Annotated in this window: 2 protein-coding genes; both read left to right on the plus strand. The window is 66.8% G+C overall.

Features of this window, described 5'->3' with window-relative positions:
* A partial coding sequence (locus E3D03_RS21230) for a hypothetical protein (RefSeq protein WP_263568579.1) occupies positions 1 to 376 on the plus strand: 376 nt, incomplete at its 5' end.
* Entirely contained in the window at positions 369 to 500 is a 132-nt protein-coding gene (locus E3D03_RS21235) for a hypothetical protein (RefSeq protein ID WP_263568580.1), read from the plus strand. The genes E3D03_RS21230 and E3D03_RS21235, both read left to right, overlap by 8 nt.
* The last annotated feature ends 52 nt before the right edge of the window (positions 501 to 552 follow it).

Below are 552 nucleotides of genomic sequence, written 5' to 3' on the forward strand. Positions count from 1 at the left end.
CCTCGATCCCCCTCGTGGAAATCCGCACATGAACGACGAATCCTTCTGGTCCCACCTTTGGCGCGAGATCGCCGCCTCGACGGCGCTGATGCTGGCCTTCTGGGGCGCGCTGGGTGTTGCCACCAATGCCCTGACCACCCGGATGGCGCTGCGTGAAGCCTTGCGGCATGTCCTGCTTGGCGGGTTGATCGCCGCGGGGATGGGCAGTTTTTCCATCGTGATCGTGACGGGGTGGCTCGGTCTGCCCGATGGCGCCGTCGCCGCAGGCGGGGCGGTCGGCTCGGCCGCCTACCTGGTCGGCGTCTTCGGGGCCGCCTTCATCGAGCTCATCCTCGCCAGGCTCCGCCGCGCCGGGAAGGATGACGCTGATGCATGAGATCCTTCGCCTTGCCCGCTCGCTGCGCTGCGATCCCGCGGACCCCGGACAGGCCTTTGCCCACCGGCTCCGTATCGGCCTCGCAGTCGCCGTCCTGATCCTTTTTATCTCAACCCTCGGGTAATCCCATGCAAACCTCTGATCGGGGGCTTCTGGCCCTGATCCGGCACGAAGGC

It is taken from the genome of Paracoccus sp. DMF (assembly GCF_004407025.1).
Lineage (GTDB): Bacteria > Pseudomonadota > Alphaproteobacteria > Rhodobacterales > Rhodobacteraceae > Paracoccus > Paracoccus aminovorans_B.